14 protein-coding genes and 1 tRNA gene are annotated in these 16,533 nt (G+C 69.3%); 7 read left to right on the forward strand and 8 right to left on the reverse strand.

Features of this window, described 5'->3' with window-relative positions:
- Window positions 1–20 precede the first annotated feature (20 nt).
- From MNQ95_RS15830 to MNQ95_RS07395, 4 genes are all read right to left on the reverse strand, one after another.
- Window positions 21–2,867 carry a serine/threonine-protein kinase gene (locus MNQ95_RS15830; RefSeq protein WP_277884377.1) on the reverse strand — a complete coding sequence of 949 codons (2,847 nt, stop codon included), beginning with the start codon at window positions 2,865–2,867 and terminating at the stop codon, window positions 21–23.
- A gap of 21 nt (window positions 2,868–2,888) precedes the next feature.
- Window positions 2,889–3,467 (reverse strand): ECF-type sigma factor, encoded by a 579-nt coding sequence (locus MNQ95_RS07385; protein ID WP_162410372.1) that lies wholly within the window; start codon window positions 3,465–3,467, stop codon window positions 2,889–2,891.
- A gap of 314 nt (window positions 3,468–3,781) precedes the next feature.
- Entirely contained in the window at window positions 3,782–4,597 is an 816-nt protein-coding gene (gene mutM / locus MNQ95_RS07390) for a bifunctional DNA-formamidopyrimidine glycosylase/DNA-(apurinic or apyrimidinic site) lyase (protein ID WP_241954258.1), read from the reverse strand.
- 3 nt (window positions 4,598–4,600) lie between these two features.
- Window positions 4,601–5,434 (reverse strand): ABC transporter ATP-binding protein, encoded by an 834-nt coding sequence (locus MNQ95_RS07395; protein ID WP_241954259.1) that lies wholly within the window; start codon window positions 5,432–5,434, stop codon window positions 4,601–4,603.
- 144 nt (window positions 5,435–5,578) lie between these two features.
- Between MNQ95_RS07395 and MNQ95_RS07400 the strand changes: the two genes are divergently transcribed.
- Together MNQ95_RS07400 and MNQ95_RS07405 are read left to right on the forward strand one after the other, a co-directional pair.
- Window positions 5,579–6,778, forward strand: a complete 1,200-nt coding sequence (locus tag MNQ95_RS07400; RefSeq protein WP_241954260.1) for a DesA family fatty acid desaturase — start codon at window positions 5,579–5,581, stop codon at window positions 6,776–6,778.
- Entirely contained in the window at window positions 6,778–7,158 is a 381-nt protein-coding gene (locus MNQ95_RS07405) for an EF-hand domain-containing protein (protein ID WP_241954261.1), read from the forward strand. The genes MNQ95_RS07400 and MNQ95_RS07405 overlap by 1 nt, the downstream gene beginning before the upstream one ends.
- Before the next feature lie 119 nt (window positions 7,159–7,277).
- Here the strand turns inward: MNQ95_RS07405 and MNQ95_RS07410 are convergent, their stop codons facing one another.
- Window positions 7,278–8,132: a glycosyltransferase family 2 protein gene (locus MNQ95_RS07410; RefSeq protein ID WP_425605725.1), complete on the reverse strand. Its 855-nt coding sequence runs from the start codon at window positions 8,130–8,132 to the stop codon at window positions 7,278–7,280.
- Window positions 8,133–8,239: 107 nt separating this feature from the next.
- Between MNQ95_RS07410 and MNQ95_RS07415 the strand changes: the two genes are divergently transcribed.
- Window positions 8,240–9,271 (forward strand): CDP-glycerol glycerophosphotransferase family protein, encoded by a 1,032-nt coding sequence (locus MNQ95_RS07415; protein WP_241954262.1) that lies wholly within the window; start codon window positions 8,240–8,242, stop codon window positions 9,269–9,271.
- A 34-nt stretch (window positions 9,272–9,305) separates the two neighbouring features.
- Here MNQ95_RS07415 and MNQ95_RS07420 read toward each other — a convergent pair whose 3' ends face one another.
- From MNQ95_RS07420 to MNQ95_RS07430, 3 genes are all read right to left on the reverse strand, one after another.
- Entirely contained in the window at window positions 9,306–10,832 is a 1,527-nt protein-coding gene (locus tag MNQ95_RS07420) for a PH domain-containing protein (protein WP_241954263.1), read from the reverse strand.
- On the reverse strand, window positions 10,829–11,359 hold the full coding sequence (locus MNQ95_RS07425) for a PH domain-containing protein (RefSeq protein WP_202922865.1): 531 nt from the start codon (window positions 11,357–11,359) through the stop codon (window positions 10,829–10,831). The genes MNQ95_RS07420 and MNQ95_RS07425 overlap by 4 nt, the downstream gene beginning before the upstream one ends.
- 100 nt (window positions 11,360–11,459) lie before the next feature.
- Entirely contained in the window at window positions 11,460–12,386 is a 927-nt protein-coding gene (locus MNQ95_RS07430; protein ID WP_241954264.1) for a lauroyl acyltransferase, read from the reverse strand.
- A gap of 124 nt (window positions 12,387–12,510) precedes the next feature.
- Here MNQ95_RS07430 and dtd point away from each other — a divergent pair, with 124 nt between their 5' ends.
- The 4 genes from dtd to MNQ95_RS07450 all read left to right on the forward strand — a co-directional run bounded on the left by dtd (window position 12,511) and on the right by MNQ95_RS07450 (window position 16,505).
- The gene (dtd, locus tag MNQ95_RS07435) at window positions 12,511–12,951 is read left to right on the forward strand and encodes a D-aminoacyl-tRNA deacylase (protein WP_162410381.1); all 441 of its coding nucleotides are present in this window, start codon (window positions 12,511–12,513) and stop codon (window positions 12,949–12,951) included.
- Window positions 12,952–13,073: 122 nt separating this feature from the next.
- Entirely contained in the window at window positions 13,074–14,930 is a 1,857-nt protein-coding gene (gene rpoD / locus MNQ95_RS07440; protein WP_162410382.1) for an RNA polymerase sigma factor RpoD, read from the forward strand.
- Between the two features lie 120 nt (window positions 14,931–15,050).
- Window positions 15,051–15,126: transfer RNA gene (locus tag MNQ95_RS07445), tRNA-Ile, on the forward strand.
- A gap of 179 nt (window positions 15,127–15,305) precedes the next feature.
- The gene (locus MNQ95_RS07450) at window positions 15,306–16,505 is read left to right on the forward strand and encodes a tyrosine-type recombinase/integrase (protein ID WP_241954265.1); all 1,200 of its coding nucleotides are present in this window, start codon (window positions 15,306–15,308) and stop codon (window positions 16,503–16,505) included.
- The last annotated feature ends 28 nt before the right edge of the window (window positions 16,506–16,533 follow it).

Raw genomic sequence — 16,533 nt, forward strand, 5'->3', positions numbered from 1 at the left:
CGTCATCTTACGCACAGCGGTCAGCGCGCTGCGGTGGCGGCCGTGGGTCCGTTCAGGCGCACGCTGCAAGTGGCGGCAAGGCCGGCGACTTCGCGGGAAAGGCGGCCGCCTTCCGGCCTCGCGGCGAGCAGCTCAGCATCCAGCGCGCCCAGCATGCGCCTGCCGCCGGCCACGTCCTGGTCGTGGCAGAGCGCCTGGGCCGCGTAGGCCTGCGCCTCCCAGCGCAGCGGCGCCAGCGCGGCGTCGGCCGGCAAGGCGGCCGCGAAACGCGCGAGCCGATCAGCGCCACTTTCCCCCTCGCCGGAGCCAGCCTGCGCGCGCGCCAGCGCCAGCTGCGCCCGCAGCGACCGGGGGTCTTCCGGCCCGTAGCCGAGCCGTGTGAGCTGGTCCGCGCGCTCCAGCCACGGCAGGGCGGCCGCGACGTCGCCCGATTCGAGCAGCAGCTCGCCCATCATCCGGTCCAGGTCGCCCACGGCCGGATGGCTGGCGCCGAACCGGGCGACACGCACGCGCCGCGCCTCCTCGAACCGGGCTCGCGCCGCCTCGCGGTCGCCCTTGGCTTGCAGGGCCTGGGCCAGGTCGGCCAGGGCGTAGTCGAGCCCGTAGCGGCCATCGGGCTGGCGCCCCACCGCCACGGCCTGTTCGAACGTGGTGATGGCCGCGGCGGTGTCGCCGCGCTCCAGCGCCAGCCGTCCCAGTGCATCCAGGCTCAGGCCGGTTTCGCGGTGCCAGGGACCGAGCGCGGCCTCGGTCGGCCCATGCTGCGCACGCAACGCCTGCTCGGCTTCGGCCAGGCGACCGAGCTGCAGGTAGGCCAGGCCAAGCTGGCGGCGCACCGCCAGGGTCGAGGGGTGGGCCGGTCCGTTGAGCTCCAGCGCGAGCGCCAGGCCGGAGCGCAGCACGGCTTCGGCTTCGACGGCCTGCCCGCGGTCGAGGTAGAGCGCACCCAGGCTGCGCTGGATCTCGACCATCAGCGGATGGCGGTCGCCCAGGCGCGCGTGCAGCTGCCGCTGCGCAGCGAGGAACTGCTCGATCGCCGCGCCGGTGTGCGCCACGTCGCTCTCCAGCGCCGCCAGGTCGATCAGGGCCTCGGCCACGCCGGCATCGTCGCGCAGCACGCCGCGGCGGATCTCGATTGCGCGCTCGTACCACTGCCGCGCTACCCGCGTCTCGCCAAGCATGCGCCGGCAACGTCCGTACTGGATGTAGAAATCGGCGACCTGCTGCGGCAGCGCGTGTTCGAGTTCCTGCGCGGCATCGGCCAGGGGCTGCATCCGCGCCACGCACTCCTGCGAACGGCTCAGCAGCCGCAACGCGCGGCCATGCTGGCTGGCCGCGTCCAGCCGCACGCCGTCGGCGGCGCCCGGGTCGCTGTCGAGCAGGAGCAACTGCCGCTCCGACAGCGCCAGCGCTTCCTGGTAGGCGCCAATGCCGATGTACAGGCGCGCGATCACGCCGAGCAGTTCGGCGAGCGCGCGCGGCTGCTCCTTCAGTTCGCTTTCGCCGCGCCGCGCTCCGGTCGAGAGCAGTTCGCGCATGGCCATGCCCTGGCTGCGCTGCGCACCGCCGGCGTGGTCGAACAGGCCCAGCACGAAACGCTGCAGCGCCTGGGCGCGGGCGGCCTCGTGCCGGGCTTCGTGCGCATGCCACAGCGCCAGGCCCAGCGCAGCCAGCAGGACGACCATGGCCACCGAGCCCAGCGCCACGCCCCAGGCATGGCGCTGCAGGTACTTCTGCAGCTGGTAGCCGATCCGCGGCGGCCGCGCCTCCACCGGCCGGCCCTCGAGGTGGCGTTCGACGTCGCGGGCGAGCGCCTCCACCGAGCCATAGCGCCGCGCGGGAACTTTGTTGAGCGCCTTGAGCGCGATGTTGTCCAGGTCGCCGCGCAGGCGCCGGGCCAGGCGCCGCGCCGGAGCCGCCTCCAGCTGCCCGGCTTCGGCCAGGCGTTGCACCGCCACCGAGGGCCGCGGCGGGGAGACTTCCAGGATCGCCCGCTCCCATTCGGCGTCGCTCTGCCGGCGCAGCCGGTACGGCTTGTCGCCGGCCAGCAGCTCGTACAGGACCACGCCCAGCGAATAGACGTCGGTGAGCGTGCTCACCGGTTCGCCGCGCACCTGTTCGGGCGCCGCGTAGTGGAGGGTGAAGGCGCGTACTTCGGTGCGCACGTGGGCACTGTCCACGCCATCGCGGTCGAGCAGCTTGGCGATGCCGAAGTCGAGCAGCCGCACTTCGTGGTCGGCGGTGACCAGCATGTTCGACGGCTTCAGGTCGCGGTGCACGATCAGGTTCGCGTGCGCATGGCTGACCGCCGAGCACACCTGCAGGAACAGGCGCAAGCGCGCCTCCACCGGCAGCGCGTGGTCGCGGCAGTACTCGGTCAGCGGCACGCCTTCGACGTACTCCAGCACCAGGTAGGGCTGGTCGCCTTCGCCGATGCCCGCGTCGAGCAGGCGCGCGATGTTGGGATGCTGCAGGCGCGCCAGGATTTCGCGTTCGCGCGAAAAGCGCAGGCGCAGGTTGGGGTCGGCGTAGCCGGGGCGCAGCAATTTCAGCGCGAGCTGGCGCCGGTACAGGCCGTCGGCGCGTTCGGCCAGCCAGACCTGGCCCATGCCGCCTTCGCCGAGCAGATGCTCGAGCTGGTAGGGACCCAGCCGCGTGCCTTCGCGCGAGGTCGGGCGCGTGCCCGGCAGCGGGTCGTGCAGGAAGTCCGCGTCGGTGTCCTCGGTCGCCAGCAGCGCCTGCAGTTCGGCCGCCAGCACGGGATCGTCGGCCCGCAGCCGCTCCAGTTCGTCGATGCGCCCGTCGGGCGGCAGGTCGAGCAGGGCGTCGAGCAGCGGCGAAAGGCGCTGCCAGCGCTCGGCGTCCATGCGGGCGGACGGCTTGCGCCGTCAGTCCTCGCGCATGGCCGCGTGCAGGAACAGGCGCGCCTTCTGCCAGTCGCGGCGAACGCTGCGTTCCGAGCGCTCCAGCAGCTCGGCGATCTCCTGCTCCGACAGCCCGGCGAAGTAGCGCAGCTCCACCACCTTGGCCAGACGCGCGTCGACCGCGGTCAGCCGTTCCAGCGCGGTGTCCAAGGCGAGCAGGTTCTCGTCCAGGCGCAGGCTGCTTTCGGCCTCCTCGGGGATCTCGGCCACGCGCTTGAGGTCGCCGCCACGCTTGCGCGCCATCCGGTTGCGCGCGTAGTCGACCACCACGCTGCGCATGGCCGAGGCGGCATAGGCGAAGAAGTGGGCGCGGTCCTCGAAGCGGGCGCCGTTGCTGGCGCCGATCAGCTTGAGGTAGGACTCGTGGACCAGCGAGGTCGGGTCCAGGGTGTTGTTCTGCTGGCCCGACAGCTGTCGCCGCGCCAGCGTGTGCAGCTCCTGGTACAGCGTGCCCAGAACGCGATCGAGCGCCTCGCGGTCTCCGCCGCGCGCGGCATCCAGCCACACGGTGATCTCGGGGGAACTCTCGGGAGCATCAGCCATCGTCATCTCCGTGACCGCGGCAAGGGGCCGAATATAGCGACTTTTGGCGTTGCGGACTGCTGCTGGCGCCGGGGCTGTGGTTGGCATGATGCATGCCGGGACTGGGACGGGTCGGCAGGGGTGGCTGCGGGGAGCCCTGCGGTCGGTCGTGCCCCGGCTTGGCGCCGGCGGGGCGGGCTTTCTGCTGTGGCCGGTGGCCGGTCTCCTCCGCGATGAGGGGCGGGTCAGCCTGTACCTCTCTCCGCCCCTGCCGTATCGGTGCCGCCCGGTTGCCTGCGGCTGCATCGTGGCGGGCGGGCGGGCGAGCGTTGCGTTCAGCGCTGGCAGCGCGGGCACCACACGCTGGCGCGCTGGCCGATGCTGGCTTCGCGCAGGGGGCCACCGCAGGTGGGACATGCCAGTCCACCGCGCCCGTAGACCGCCAGTTCCTGTTCGAAGTAACCCGGCGCGCCGTCGGGATTGAGGAAGTCGCGCAGGGTCGTGCCGCCGCGGGTGATGGCGTAGGCCAGGATCTCGCGGGCGGCCAGGGCCAGGGCGGCGTAGCGTTCCCGCGAGACCTTGCCGGCCGCGCGCGTGGGCGAGATGCCGGCGCGGAACAGGCTCTCGGCCGCGTAGATGTTGCCCACCCCGACCACGATCCGCTGGTCCATCAGGAAGGTCTTCACGGGCGCGGAGCGACCGCGGCTGCGGGCGAACAGGTAGTCGCCGTCGAAGGCGTCCGACAGCGGCTCGGGGCCGAGGCCGCGCAGCAGTTCGTGCTCGGTCCCGGCCGGTTGCCACAGCAGGCTGCCGAAGCGGCGCGGATCGGTGAAGCGCAGCACCCGGCCCGAATCCAGGGCCAGGTCGACATGGTCGTGGGCGGCGACCGGCGTGTCCGCCGGCAGCACCCGCAGCATGCCGGACATGCCTAGGTGCAGCAGCGCGCTGTCGCCGGCCTCGGTGTCCAGCAAAAGGTACTTGGCCCTGCGCCGGACCGCGGCGATGCGCTGGCCGGGCAAGTCGCGGCTGATCTCCACGGGGATCGGCCAGCGCAGGTCGGGCCGGCGCAGGGTCACCCCGGTGATGCGCCGGCCTTCCACGTGCGGGGCCAGGCCGCGGCGGGTGGTTTCGACCTCGGGCAGCTCGGGCATGGCTTAGCCCGCCGCGGCCAGGTAGCTGTCACGCTCCTGCCAGACCCGGAGCGGCCCGGCGAACGCCTGCGACAGCCGCTCGCCGGTCAGCACCGCCGCGCGTGGCCCGTCGGCCAGCACCCGGCCGGCCTGCAGCAGGAGCACCCGTTCGATCTCCGGCACGATTTCCTCGATGTGGTGGGTCACCAGCACCAGGGTGACGCCCTGCCGGGCCAGCGCGCGCAGCATCGCCAGCAGGTGGCCACGGGCGACCAGGTCCAGGCCGGTGCCCGGTTCGTCCAGCAGCAGTGCCTGCGGGCGGTTGACCAGGGCGCGCGCGATCAGGACCCGGCGCGCCTCGCCGGTGGACAGCTCGGCGTACAGGCGCCGGCGCAGCGGCAGGGCATGGGCGCGCTCGAGCGCCTCGGCGGCGCGGGTGCGCATGTCCTCGGTGATCTCGCGGAATGGCGGGAGCACGAAACTGGCGAACAGTCCGCTCAGCACGGCGTCCTCGACGGTCAGGGCATGCATGTCGGCCAGGGTGGCGCCGAAGTCGCCGGTCACGATCCCCAGCTGCGCGCGCAGCCGGTCCACCTGCCAGCGCGACTGGCCGAGCACCTGCACCGGTGGCCTGCCCTCGCTGCGGGCGAGCGGGTACAGCTCGCGTGTGATCAGCTTGATCAGGGTCGACTTGCCGCAGCCGTTGGCGCCCAGGATCGCGGTGTGCTGGCCCTGGTCGATCCGCAGCGACAGGTCGTGCAGCACCCGCACCTGGCCCCGGGTGACGCTGGCGCGGTCCAGTTCGATCAATGGCGGGCGGTTGCGACCGGGCGCGGCCAGGGGTTCGGGTGGGGACATCGCGCGGACATTCCTGGGCGGGGCCGCGGATGAACACAGTACGCGGCCGATGGGTGAAGTTTGCCGGATCAGGCCCCATCATGTCCCCACGCCGGCACGCCCCCTGCATGCCGGTGGTCTCCGTCCCCGCTACGAGTTCCCGACATGCCCGACGCGCTGCTTGATTTCCTCACCTCCGGACTGGCCGGCCTGGGCTGGCTCGGGATGGGGGTTGTGCTGCTGGTCTTCACCCAGCTGACCATCTTCTCGGTGACCCTCTACCTGCATCGCAGCCAGGCCCATCGGGGCGTCGATTTCCACCCGGTCCTGAACCACTTCTTCCGCTTCTGGACCTGGCTGACCACCTCGATGATCACGCGGGAGTGGGTCGCCATCCACCGCAAGCACCACGCCAAGGTGGAAACCGAAGAAGACCCGCACAGCCCGCAGACCCGTGGCATCGGCAAGGTGTTCTGGGAAGGCGTGGAGCTGTACCGCGAGGCGCGCGCCGATCGTCCCTCGATCGAGCAGTACGGCAAGGGTGCGCCGGATGACTGGATCGAGCGCCACCTGTACACGCCGCATGCCAACCTCGGCCCGGTCGCCCTGCTGTTCGTGAACTTCGCCGTGTTCGGCCTGCCGGGCATCGCGCTGTGGGCGATCCAGATGGCGTGGATCCCGTTCTGGGCCGCCGGCGTGGTCAACGGCCTGGGCCACTGGTGGGGCTACCGCAACTTCGAATCGGCCGACACCTCGACCAATCTGACCCCGTGGGCCGTGTGGATCGGCGGCGAGGAGCTCCACAACAACCACCACGCGTTCCCGAGCTCGGCGCGCTTCTCGATGCGGCGCTGGGAGTTCGACATCGGCTGGGCCGCGATCAAGGGCCTGGAGAAGGTCGGCCTGGCCAAGGTCCTGCGCGTGGCGCCGAGCCTGGATGTCCGCCCCAATATCGCCGTGCCCGATACCGAAACGCTGCGCGCGCTGCTCTCGCACCGCTTCCAGGCCATGACCGACTACCAGCGCAACGTGTTCACGCCGGCGCTGCGCGAGGAAGCCGCCGCCGCCGGCGCCCGGCTGCGCGAGCTGCTGCCGCGGCGTATGCGTCGTGGCCTGGTCGACGACGGTCGCTGGCTCAAGCCCGATGCGCGCGAGCAGTTGCACGCCTGGGTGTCGCAGCGTCCGCGGATCCAGGCGCTGGTCGAGCACCGCGCGCGCCTGTCGGCGCTGCTGGAAGCCCGCACCCATGACGCGTCCGAGCGCCTGCGCCAGCTGCAGGCCTGGTGCCAGGAAGCCGAAGCCAGCGGCATCCGCGCGCTGCAGGAGTATTCGATGCGGCTCAAGGGCTACGCGTTGGCGCACTGATGCACGGCACCCGCCGCCAGGCACCGCATCCGCACAGGCCCGGGCGTCCGCGTCCGGGCCTGCTGCTTTGCGCGGGCCTGCTGCTGGCGGGTGCTGCCGCCGCGCAGGTCGAGCGCACCGGCGATTACCTGCAGCGGATGGACACCGACGGCGACGGACGCATTTCCCAGGACGAGTACGTCGCCTGGATGAGCTACGCGTTCGAGCGCATGGATGCCGACGGCGACGGCGTGCTGTCGACCACCGAGCTGCCGGGCGGCAGGGGCAAGCCGATCACGATCGAAGAGCATCGCCGGCGCCTGGCCGAACGCTTCGTGCGCCAGGATGCCGACAAGAGCGGCCATCTCGACGCGCGCGAACTGGCGGCGCCGCCGCTGTAGCGCCGGCGGCCGATCCGCCAACCGGCGCCCGCTCTACGCGGGCGATCGGAAGCCGCTCCCCTTGCGCACCCTCACGGAATCGCCGGGCCGCCCAGTAGCCAGGCAACGGCGCCGCGGCGTCAAGGCGCCGCGTTGTGGTCGCGTCGCGACCGCGGCGGATCGACCAGCGGCTGCCCGTTCTGCAGCAGCCACAGCATGATCGTCTTCTGTCGCACGTAATTGGCGCTGACGAAAGACTCGATCAGCCCGGGCCAACCGTCGAGGAACCCGGCCTTGAGCACGAAGCCACGGAAGAAGCGCCAGGCCGGCGCCAGCACCAGCTTGCCCAGGGTTGCGCGCTTGCCGCGCGCGAAATCGTGTTCGGCCATCATCCGTGCGTAGCGCTGCTTCTTGTCGAGCAGTTGCATGAAGGAGCGGAACGGATGGTGCAGCAGGTCGCCGGGCAACAGGGCGACCAGACCTTCGACCGAGACCGCTTCGTGGATCTCGCGATCACCGTGCCAGCCGCCGCGGCGCCGGTCGAACAGGCGCAGCACCCGGTCCGGATAGGCGGTGCCATGGCGCAGGAAGCGACCGTAGTATTCCGACATGCGCGCAAAACGATACCCGGCCGCGCGCTGGAAGCCGCCGTCGCGCTCGGCCTCGATCGCCGCGCGCAGTCGGGCATCGACGCGCTCGTCCGCATCCAGGCTCAGGATCCAGTCGTGCGCGCACTGCTGGATGGCGAACTGCTTCTGGCTGCGGAAGCCGTCGAAGGCGCGTTCTAACACGCGCGCACCCGCGGCACGCGCCACCTCGCGGGTGCCGTCGGTGGAGCCGGAGTCGACCACCACGATCTCGTCGCAGAACGCCAGCGAGGCCAGGCATTCGCCGATCCGGTCGGCTTCGTTGAACGCGATGACGCACGCAGACAGCGGCACCCGGCCCGGCGTGGCGGCGGGCATTGCGGAGGGAGCGTGGCGGTCGGCGGTCATGCGGCGATGCACGGCATGGGAGGTGCGGGAAGCCTAGCAGGGGCTGGCCGACCCGGCGTGCGCCGGTGCGATAATCGCCGCCATCCCTGCGCACCCCGGAGTGCGACGTGCCCAAGCACTACCTGCTCTACGGTTCCGAGCGTTATGCGCTGGCGATCCTGCGCCCGATCCAGGCCGCGATCCGCGCGCGTGGCGACGAGACGGCCTGGTTCTTCGACGGCCCCGGTGCCGCCGACCTCGCGCCGGACGAACGCCTGCTGACCGTGCAGGAAGTGCGGCAATGGAACCCGTACGCGGTGATCACCTCCAGCAACGCGGTGCCGCACTTCTTCCCCGGGGTGAAGGTCGAGACCTTCCACGGCTTCGACGCCGGCAAGCCGCGGCACATCTATATCCGCGGTTTCTTCGACCTGTACTGCACCACCGGCCCGCGCGACACCGCCGCCTTCGGCGAACTGTCGAGGGAGCTTGGCCACTTCGCGGTCGCCGAAACCGGGTTCCCCAAGATCGATCCGTTCATGGCCGGGCTGGGCGACGCGCCCGAGCCGGTGCGGCAGCCGCCGGTGATCCTCTACCACTCCACCTTCTCGCCCTCGTGGAGCGCGGCACCCGTGCTGTACGACGAGATCGCGCGACTGTCGCGCAGTGGCGAGTGGCGCTGGATCGTCACCTTCCATCCGAAAATGGACCCGGAGGTGGTGGCCAAGTACAAGGCGCTGCAGAACGAGTACCTGACGTTCGCCGAGAACGACAACATCCTCGACCTGTTCGGCCAGGTGGACATGATGTGCTCGGACACGTCCTCGGCGCTCAACGAGTTCCTGCTCACCTACAAGCCGGTGGTGACCTTCAAGAACCGTCGCCCCGGGCCGCAGTTGATCGACATCGACGACCCGGCGCAGTTCGAGCCGGCGATCCGCCGCGCGCTGTCGCGGCCGCCGGAACTGATGGCCGCGGTGCGCGAATTCGCCGACCAGCTGCATCCCTATCGCGATGGGCGCTCCAGCGAGCGCGTGCTCGATGCGATCGACGCGTTCGTCGCCGCCGGAGGGCGCAGCCGCAAGCCCAAGCCGATGAACCTGTGGCGCAAGCTGAAGCTGCGCAAGCGGATCGGTTACTGGGGTCCGGCCAGGGTCTGAGGCGGCCGATCGCCGGCTTCCACCGGCGGCGCCGTCACCAGCGCAGCCGCCGCGACGCGAGGGTGCTGCCCAGTCGTGCGTACAAGGCGCGTGCCTCGGCCTCGGGCAGGAAACGGATCCGCAAGGGCGGCGACATCGCGCCGGCGCCGGCGGTATCCATCCACAGCGATGCGGTGCCCAGCCAGCGGTCCAGCGGCGAGCGCTGCAGACGCAGTGCCTGCAGCTTGTCGACCTCGGCGAAACGCCACCAGCGTGACCACCAGCCGCCGCGCACCGCGACCAGGCGCGCATCGATCGAGTAACCCAGCCGGCCGGCCTGGCGCCACGCGGCATATGCCGACCACGGCAACCACAGCAGCGCCAGCAGGCCCCAGGCGCCCAGCTGCCAGGCCAGCACGCCGGCCAGCAGCAGGGTCCATGGCGCACCGGAGGCGAACACGCGCCACCACGCATTGCGCGGCAACGGGTGCCAGTGCGCCGGCGGCCAGGCCACGCCCGGCAGCAGGTGCGCGGCCAGGGCGTCGCAGGCCTCCGGCGTGGCGATCGGCGCCAGTTCGCGCAGCTTGCGCGGATCGTTCTCCTGGCCGCCGGTGGCCGTGTCGATGCGCAGGCTCCTGCGACCGAGCCAGCGATGCAGCAGCGTTTCCTGCAGGAACCAGGCCTGGATCCTGCGCGGCGCCACGCTGGTGCGCATCCGCGCGAACAGCCCGCGCTCGACGGTGAGCCGGCGTTGCATCTCGCTCAGGCGGAAGCCGTGGTACTGGCTCAGCGCCAGGGCGACCGACAGCACGCGCAACAGGAAGACGAACACGCCGATGGCCACCAGCGCCGCGCTGGCCGTGCCCATCCAGCCCAGGTGCAGGTCGCCGGCGTAGCCAGCTGCTTCGCGGAACGAATCCTCGGCGTAGCGCGCGATCAGGCGCTCGTCAGGGAACAGCTGCCAGAACAGGCCGAAGCCGGCGGCGAACACGATCATGCCGCGGTTGGACACCAGGCCCAGGCGCACCACCTCGGCGGTGGACAGGGCCAGCAACGCGTGGCTGTCGTCGGCTGGCGCGATCGAAGCATCAGTGCTATCGGGGTTGGCCGGTTCCGCGCCGCGATGCCTTACCAGTCGCTCCAGCGCCAGTGCCTCGTCCATGCCGAGCACGCGCATCTGCGCCTCGGGCTTCTGCCCACCGGCCGATTCCAGGCGCACCTCGGCGACCTTGAAAACCCGGTGCAGCAACGACTGGTGCAGGCCGACGTTGTGGATCCTGGCGAACGGGATTTCGCGCTGCGAGCGCTGCAGCAGTCCGCTGCGGATGGTGATGCCATCGCGGCCGATGCGGTAGCGATAGGTGAAGTACTGCAGCAACGACACCGCGACCAGCGCGCCGACGCCGATCAGCGGCGCCAGTTCCCACCAGCCCTCGGTGTTGCCGCGGCGACCGGCGAACAGCAAAACGACCAGCGGCACGATGAACTGCCGGAGCTGCTGCAGCAGCACGAACAGCCATGACCACGGATGCAGGCGGTGTTCGCCTGGAGCAACGGCGACGGAGGCGGGGGCGTCGCTCACAGCGCGTCGTCGGCTTCGACCTGGCGGGCCAGGTGCGCGCGCAGCGCTTCGGCATCGTCCAGTGCCAGCAGCGGCAGCTTCACCGCGGCCATGCGCGTGCCGGCGGTATGCACCACCAGCGTGGCCAGGCCGAGTTTTCGTTCCAGCGGGCCGCGTTCCAGGTCCAGGTGCTGCACGCGCGAAACCGGTACCAGCGTTTCGGTGCGCCACAGGCCGCCGCGGCGGGTGGCGAAGCCGTCGGCATCGAGCTTCCAGCCGATGCGACGATGCCGCAGCAGGCCCACGTACACGCCCAGCAACAGGCCCGCGACGCCGGCGGCGATGGCGGTCGGGATGCGGGGTGTGTCGGCCAGCCCCGAGACAAGCATGCCGATACCGAAACCGGACGGGATGGCAAACGCGAAGCCCGCGCCGATGGCATACAGCAGGGCGCCGCGCCGGGGCAGTGGCTGCCAGTCGGCGGTGGCGATGGCGTCGTGGAGGTTCGTATCCAGCGCAGGAGGCGCAACAGCCGGCGATTCGGTCACGGAGTCTTCAAGGTCGATGGACTGACCGGATCGTAAGCGTTCGCGCGCCGGGATGCGCACCCGGACGCGACCTGGCGACGCGGTGATGCTTCGCGGACGGCTAGGCCGGGCGCTTGGCCCACTCGCGGCGTTCGTACGGATTGATCTCGCCACTGCCCGGCGGGCGCAGCGTGTAGCGCTTGTACGTCCACTGGTACTGGGACGGATCGCGCCGGGTGATGCGCTCGACCTCGCCATTGAGGCAGGTCACGGCGGCGACCGGGTTGGCATCGGCGATCGCCGCCGGTGCGGCCTCGACATGCAGGGCGAACCCCGGGCCGTCGCCGATCCGTTCGCACCACGCCATCAGCACCGGCGCGCCGGTGCGTTCGGCCAGTCGCGACAGCAGGGTCATGGTCAGCGCCTGCACGCCGAAGAACGGGGCGAACTCGCCATCCCCGGCCTTGGGCTGCTGGTCGGGCAGGATGCCGACCGCACCGCCTTCCTTGAGCATTTTCCAGAGCTGGCGCACCGCGGCGCCCTCGGCACGGACCTGGCGCACGTTGTCGACGCCGCGGACCTGCTGCAGGAATTCGTCGCCCACGGCCGAGTCGGGCGGCCGGTACACGATCGCGATCTGCCCGCGCGAGGCCAGCCACTGGTTCAGCAGCTCCCAGTTGCCGAAATGCGGCGCGGCCACGATCACGCCGCGGCCGGCGGCCAGGGCCTGGTCGTAGAGGTCTGCCCCGTGGATCTCGCGGAGCAGGGCCAGGTTCTCGGCCGGGGGGCGGGTCCAGAGCTTCAGGGTTTCCAGCGCCTGCCGGGCCGTGGTCCGCAGGATGCGCCGGTGCAGGGCGTCGCGTTCGGCGCCGGTCACCTGCGGGAATGCCAGCTCGAGGTTGCGCCGGGCGACCCGGCTTTCGCGGGCGCCGCCCAGTCGCCACAGCGCGGCGATGCCGTCGCCAAGCCGGTAGACGACCGACCAGGGAAGAGCGCCGAGCAAGCGGGTGGCGGTGACGAGGAGGCGGGCCTGGCGTTGGGCGGACATGGAGCAAGTCTAGCGGCCGGGCGTGCAAAGCTGCCGGGGTCGCCCGGTCCGCGCCTCCGCATGGGATGACAAACCCGGAGATGCCGCCGATGCTGGCGCATCTTCACCGCGCGGTGTCCCGTCCATGCTTGCCCTGATCCAGCGTGTCGCCCGGGCCTCTGTCGAGGTCGATGGCCAGGTGGTCGGCCAGGTCGGGGATGGCCTGCTTGCCCTGGTCGGGGTCCAGCCCGGCGATGACGCGAGCAAGGTGAAGCGAATGACCGAAAGGCTGCTCGGTTATCGGGTTTTCGCCGACGATGCCGGCAAGATGAATCGTTCGCTGGCCGATACCGGCGGTGGACTGTTGCTGGTCAGCCAGTTCACCCTGGTCGCCGATACCGATGCCGGGATGCGCCCCAGCTTCAGTACCGCCGCGCCGCCCGATGCCGCTGAACGGGTTTTCAGCCAGCTGGTCGAAAGCTGTCGCAACCAGCATGCCGGCGGGGTGGAAACCGGGCGGTTCGGCGCCCATATGGTAGTCAGCCTGGTCAATGACGGCCCGGTCACCTTCCTGCTTCGGGCCTGAAGGCCGCTGAACGCGAGCCGCCCGCAAGTGGTTGACGCATAAGGAATGTCCGGCTTTCCGGCCGGCCCCCTGTTATAATGCTAGGTTCTCTTCACCAACCTGATCCCGGTGGCGCGCCGCACATGGCCAACGAACGTCCAGCCCAGCAATCCGAAATCAAACAGCTCATCAGCAAGGGCCTGGAACAGGGCTACCTGACCTATGCCGAGGTCAATGACCACCTGCCCGACGATATCGTCGACGCGGAGCAGATCGAAGACATCATCGGCATGATCAACGGCATGGGCATCGACGTCCATGAAGTCGCGCCCGATGCCGAAACGCTGCTCCTCAACGACGGCAACACCGGCAACCGCGAGATCGACGACACCGCCGCCGAGGAAGCCGCCGCCGCGCTGACCGCGCTGGATTCGGAAGGTGGCCGCACCACCGACCCGGTGCGCATGTACATGCGCGAGATGGGCACGGTCGAGCTGCTGACACGCGAAGGCGAAATCGCCATCGCCAAGCGCATCGAGGAAGGCCTGGGCCAGGTCCAGGCCGCGCTGGGCAGCTTCCCGTGGTCGATCGAGCTGCTGCTCGAGGAATACGAACTGCACAAGGCCGGCAAGAAGCGCCTGGCCGAAGTCGTGGTCGGCTTCAATGACCTTGTCGAAGAGGTGCCGGAACCGGTCGCGGCCGTGGCCGAAGACAGCGACGACGCCGAAGACGAGGAAGAAGAGGCGGCCGTGGCCGAGGACGACGAGGCCGAAGCCGGCCCGACCGGCCCGGACCCGGCCGAAGTGGCGCGCCGCATGGAAGCGCTGGCCGCCGATTACGCCAAGCTCAAGAAGGCCAACGCCAAGTCGGGCCCGCAGGCCAAGAACGTGGTGAAGATGCGCGCCGAGCTGGCCGACCAGTTCGTCACCCTGAAGTTCCCGCTGGCCCTGACCGACACCCTCGTGCGCAAGATGCGCGAGGTGATGGGCGAGATCAAGGACCACGAGCGTCGCGTGCTGCACCTGGCCACCGTCGTGGCGCACATGCCGCGCAAGGATTTCATCCGCGCGTGGGAAGGCAACCAGGTCAACCTGGAATGGGTCGACGAAGTCCTCAAGCGCAAGCAGAAGTGGTCTTCGGCGCTGCGCGAGGTCAAGGACCAGATCGTCGCCGAGCAGCAGGCCACCATCGCCATCGAGCAGGCGATGTACCTGGACCTGGCTGACATCCGCGAGATCGGCCGGCAGATGGCCTATGGCGAAGCCAAGGCGCGCAAGGCCAAGAAGGAAATGGTCGAGGCCAACCTGCGCCTGGTGATCTCCATCGCCAAGAAGTACACCAACCGCGGCCTGCAGTTCCTGGACCTCATCCAGGAGGGCAACATCGGCCTGATGAAGGCGGTCGACAAGTTCGAATACCGTCGTGGCTACAAGTTCTCGACGTATGCGACCTGGTGGATCCGCCAGGCGATCACCCGCTCGATCGCCGACCAGGCGCGCACCATCCGCATCCCGGTGCACATGATCGAGACGATCAACAAGCTCAACCGCATTTCCCGCCAGATGCTCCAGCAGTACGGCCGCGAGGCCACGCCGGAGGAGCTGGCCAAGGAAATGGACATGCCCGAGGACAAGATCCGCAAGGTCATGAAGATCGCCAAGGAGCCCATCTCGATGGAGACTCCCATCGGCGACGACGAGGACTCGCACCTGGGCGATTTCATCGAGGACACCAACGTGGAGTCCCCGATCGAGAACACCACCAACATCAACCTGTCGGAAACCGTCCGCGACGTGCTGGCCGGCCTGACTCCGCGCGAGGCCAAGGTCCTGCGCATGCGCTTCGGCATCGACATGAACACCGACCACACCCTCGAGGAAGTGGGCAAGCAGTTCGACGTCACCCGCGAGCGCATCCGCCAGATCGAGGCCAAGGCGCTGCGCAAGCTGCGCCATCCGTCGCGTTCGGAACAGCTGCGCAGCTTCCTCGACATCGATTGACCGGGCTGTTCGACGTCACGCGACACCGGAAGGCCCCGCATGCGGGGCCTTCCGCTTTTCCGGTCCGGGAGCCGGCGGCTGGGCGCGGATGCGTGCGCTCCACTACACTTTCCCTGCTACGGGCCTATAGCTCAACGGTTAGAGCAGGGGACTCATAATCCCTTGGTTCCAGGTTCGAATCCTGGTGGGCCCACCACGTTCAAGTCCGACAGAGTCCGGCGAAGTCCATCCATACGCCGGGATTGGCCTAAACAAAGGCTCTTCGGTGTCCAGACTCATCCGGCGGCGTTCATCTGCATCCGGCTGGCGTGTGAGTATCGGTGTGAGTAAGATCAGAGCGGACCCCGCCCTTACTCACATTTGCCTTACTCACACATGCTGACTGACACCAAGCTGCGCAGTCTTAAACCCAGGGAGGTGCTCTTCCGCCTTGCTGACACAAATGGGCTGTGCATTGAGGTTCGTCCCGCGGGGTCGAAGATCTGGCGCTACCGCTATCGTTTCGCTGGCAAGGCAAACATGCTTACCGTAGGCGAGTACCCCGCGGTATCGCTTTCAGCGGCCCGTGCGGAACGCGACAAGGCCCGCGCCCTCCTGAAAGCCGGCTCCGATCCGGCACAAGTCGCCCGCATCCAGCGGGCCGCCCAGGTCGAGCAGGCGGGCAACACATTCGCCGTGGTGGCGACGGAGTTGATGGCGAAGCGAGCCAAGAAGCTGACTCCAGGGTCCGTAGTTCGGGAGCGACGAATTCTCGAAAAGGATCTCGGCGCCTTCATCGGGGACCTCCCGATCCAAGACATCACTGCGCCGCTGCTACTGATGGCGCTCAGGAAGATCGAGGCCCGGGGGGCGATCGAGACGGCGCACCGGGCTCGCGCCGCCGCATCGTTGGTGTTCCGGTATGGAATTGCCACGGGTCGGGTCAAAAACAATCCCGCAGCTGACTTGGCCGGGGCACTGACATCGACGCAAACAAAGCACTTCGCGAGCCTCACCGAACCCGGCGAGGTCGCGAAGTTGCTCAAGTCGATTTATGGCTACCAAGGTTCGCCGATCGTGCTGGCAGCCCTCAAGCTGTCTGCCTTGTTTTTCGTGCGACCTGGCGAATTGCGTCACGCGCGCTGGGAGGACATCAATTTGGAGAAGCGCGAGTGGCGTTACGTCACCAGCAAAACCAAGACGCCGCACATCGTTCCGCTCGCCAAGCAGGCCGTAGAGGTCTTGCGCGGCGTCCAGCCGTACACGCGCCGGAATCAGTATGTTTTTCCGGGCGTCCGGAGCGCCTCCAAGCCCATCAGCGAGAACACGATTAATGCTGCCCTTAGGAACCTCGGCTTCGACAACACCATGATGACGGCTCACGGGTTCCGTGCCATGGCCAGAACACTGCTGGATGAAGTCCTTGGCTTCCGGCCAGACTTCATCGAACACCAGTTGGCGCATGCAGTGCGAGATCCGCTCGGCCGTGCTTACAACCGCACATCCCATTTGGAGGAGCGCGCGAAGATGATGCAGGCCTGGGCAGACTATTTGGATTCGCTGCGTTCATTGGACATAACCGCGATCGGGTCTTAGCAGTCATTCAAGAACACAGCAATTCTGG

The organism is Pseudoxanthomonas daejeonensis (assembly GCF_022637495.1).
GTDB classification, from domain to species: Bacteria; Pseudomonadota; Gammaproteobacteria; order Xanthomonadales; family Xanthomonadaceae; genus Pseudoxanthomonas; species Pseudoxanthomonas daejeonensis.

What these genes read in the sequence shown, in the direction of transcription:
- MNQ95_RS15830 (WP_277884377.1), bottom strand. Translation starts at nt 2,867, where the DNA reads ATGGACGCCGAGCGCTGGCAGCGCCTTTCGCCGCTGCTCGACGCCCTG.
- MNQ95_RS07385 (WP_162410372.1), bottom strand. Translation starts at nt 3,467, where the DNA reads ATGGCTGATGCTCCCGAGAGTTCCCCCGAGATCACCGTGTGGCTGGAT.
- mutM (WP_241954258.1), bottom strand. Translation starts at nt 4,597, where the DNA reads ATGCCCGAGCTGCCCGAGGTCGAAACCACCCGCCGCGGCCTGGCCCCG.
- MNQ95_RS07395 (WP_241954259.1), bottom strand. Translation starts at nt 5,434, where the DNA reads ATGTCCCCACCCGAACCCCTGGCCGCGCCCGGTCGCAACCGCCCGCCA.
- MNQ95_RS07400 (WP_241954260.1), top strand. Translation starts at nt 5,579, where the DNA reads ATGCCCGACGCGCTGCTTGATTTCCTCACCTCCGGACTGGCCGGCCTG.
- MNQ95_RS07405 (WP_241954261.1), top strand. Translation starts at nt 6,778, where the DNA reads ATGCACGGCACCCGCCGCCAGGCACCGCATCCGCACAGGCCCGGGCGT.
- MNQ95_RS07410 (WP_425605725.1), bottom strand. Translation starts at nt 8,132, where the DNA reads ATGACCGCCGACCGCCACGCTCCCTCCGCAATGCCCGCCGCCACGCCG.
- MNQ95_RS07430 (WP_241954264.1), bottom strand. Translation starts at nt 12,386, where the DNA reads ATGTCCGCCCAACGCCAGGCCCGCCTCCTCGTCACCGCCACCCGCTTG.
- dtd (WP_162410381.1), top strand. Translation starts at nt 12,511, where the DNA reads ATGCTTGCCCTGATCCAGCGTGTCGCCCGGGCCTCTGTCGAGGTCGAT.
- rpoD (WP_162410382.1), top strand. Translation starts at nt 13,074, where the DNA reads ATGGCCAACGAACGTCCAGCCCAGCAATCCGAAATCAAACAGCTCATC.
- MNQ95_RS07450 (WP_241954265.1), top strand. Translation starts at nt 15,306, where the DNA reads ATGCTGACTGACACCAAGCTGCGCAGTCTTAAACCCAGGGAGGTGCTC.